Annotated in this window: 1 protein-coding gene and 1 pseudogene; one reads left to right on the top strand and one right to left on the bottom strand. The window is 57.5% G+C overall.

Features of this window, described 5'->3' with window-relative positions; genetic code table 11:
• Positions 1 to 246 precede the first annotated feature (246 nt).
• Entirely contained in the window at positions 247 to 1,506 is a 1,260-nt protein-coding gene (gene sbmA, locus EN906_RS33255) for a peptide antibiotic transporter SbmA (RefSeq protein ID WP_127271341.1), read from the top strand.
• A 36-nt stretch (positions 1,507 to 1,542) separates the two neighbouring features.
• Here the strand turns inward: sbmA and EN906_RS38610 are convergent.
• Positions 1,543 to 1,684, bottom strand: a pseudogene (locus EN906_RS38610) (polysaccharide deacetylase); the annotation flags it as partial.

The raw sequence follows: 1,684 nt of genomic DNA, 5'->3' as shown, positions 1-1,684 counted from the left end.
GATCATCGGGCCGGTCGCGGCCGGATTTCTGGCGCAAATGTCCGGCGATTTCTTCCTCGCCTCGATCACCGCCGCAATCGTGCTGGTCGTCTCCGGCGCCATCACATGGTCGGCTGCGCCAAAATCGCCATGATTGTGGGCTTGCTGTGCCGGGCATCGGGCACAGGCATTTTCTTTCCTACTAATGTGTGACTTTATGCCCGCTGCCGTCAGCTGATTTGCGCCTAGATCGAGGAATTCGCCACAGTGTTCGTATCCTTTTTCCCGCAGCCGAAGCTCTTCTTCTCTTCGGCCGCCCTCTGGAGCCTTGCGGCAATCCTGTTCTGGTTTTTCGGTGGTGAACAATTGGGGGCGGTTTTCGGATTGCCGCCCGCAGTGGCCGGTGCGCCGCCCATCATCGGCATCGCGATCCTCATGTCGCCGCCGTTTCTATGGTTTTATCTCTATTTCGTGTTCTGCGTGGCCGTCTTCTACGCATTCTGGAGCTGGTATTCGCCGCATCCGTGGCAGCGCTGGTCGATCCTGATGACCGCGGTCATCCTGTTCTTCATCTATTTCAATGTGCAGGTCAGTGTCGCCGTCAACGCCTGGTACGGACCATTCTTCGACTATGTGCAGGGACTGATGTCGGGGACTGGAAAGTCGACCAACAGCGAATTTTATATCGGATTGGCGGATTTTTCGTGGCTCGCGCTGGTCGGCATGAATGTGCAGGTGGTCAATGCCTTCATCGTCAGCCACTGGATTTTCCGCTGGCGCACGGCGATGAACAATTATTTCGTCGAGAATTGGAGCAGGCTACGCCATATCGAGGGTGCCTCGCAGCGTATCCAGGAAGACACGATGCGGTTCTCGCAGATCATGGAAGACCTCGGCTCCAGCTTCGTCCAGTCGATCATGACATTGATCGCATTCCTGCCGGTCATGATCCAGTTGCAGGCCCATATCACTGAGTTGCCGATTATCGGCGCGATCCCGCAGCCATTGGTTGTCGCGGCCCTTGCCTGGTGTCTGTTCGGGACGATCTCGGTCATGGTTGCCGGTCTGAAACTTCCAGGGCTGCAGTTCCGCAACCAGCGTGTCGAAGCCGCCTACCGCAAGGAACTCGTCTACGGCGAGGATCATGCGGACCGCGCCCAGCCGGCCACCACCGCCGAGCTGTTCGAGAATGTTCGTCACAATTATTTCAGGCTGTATTTCCACTACATCTATTTCAACGTCGTCCGTTACACCTACCTGCAGGCCGACAACATTTTCTCGCTGCTGATCCTTGGTCCCTCACTGGTGGCGCACAAGATAACGTTCGGCGCGCTGAACCAGATTTCGAACGCATTCGGCAAGGTGACGGGGTCGCTGCAGTTTCTGCTCTCCTCCTGGTCGACCATCGTCGAGCTGCAATCTGTCCACAAGCGCCTGCGTGCCTTCGAAGCGACGCTGCAAGGCGAGCCATTGCCTGAAATCGACCAGCGCTATCTGGCAAGACAGAGCGCCGAGGACCCAGCCTAAAAACCGAGGCTTTGGAAATCGAACCGGGTTGGCGGCTCAGCCGCCGACCGAGACCTGCCTTTGGCCAGCGTCCTGTCGCGAAACATAATCGCGAAAACTGATGCATTCGACATCGGCTTTGACGCAGACGTCGCCGGCAAAGCGCTCCAGCGCGTTCCAGTAGGCGCCGTCATTCATC

Source organism: Mesorhizobium sp. M7A.F.Ca.CA.004.06.1.1 (genome assembly GCF_003999135.1).
In the GTDB taxonomy this organism is placed as follows: domain Bacteria; phylum Pseudomonadota; class Alphaproteobacteria; order Rhizobiales; family Rhizobiaceae; genus Mesorhizobium.
The sequence above is the reverse complement of the archived record's forward strand: the minus strand, read 5'-3'. Positions and strand labels throughout refer to the sequence as shown.